This window comes from Paenibacillus sp. GbtcB18 (assembly GCF_019091125.1).
GTDB classification, from domain to species: Bacteria; Bacillota; Bacilli; order Paenibacillales; family NBRC-103111; genus Paenibacillus_F; species Paenibacillus_F chitinolyticus.
Map to the genome: position 1 here is coordinate 1 of NZ_JAGXJX010000516.1, position 258 is coordinate 258.

Annotated in this window: 1 pseudogene; it reads right to left on the reverse strand. The window is 64.3% G+C overall.

Features of this window, described 5'->3' with window-relative positions:
• Positions 1-258: pseudogene (locus KVT34_RS30520) on the reverse strand (threonine synthase); the annotation flags it as partial.

Here is a 258-nt window from a genome sequence, read left to right on the forward strand (position 1 = left end):
GGATACGAGTTTGCGCAGACCCCCAACCGTAGCCGCGGAAGCCGGCTCCCAGCCGATGCCGGACCCGTCGATTACGGCCTTCGCGTTCAGAATCTCCTCGTCCGTGACGGACACGGCCACGCCGTTCGACTCCTGGAGGGTGCGCTGCGCTTTGCGCCAGCTCGGCGGATCACCGATGTTGAGAGCCGTGGCTCTCGTGTACGGATTCGGCTCCGCTTCCAGCGCCGTTTTGCCCTCTGCGACCATCTTGTAGAAAGG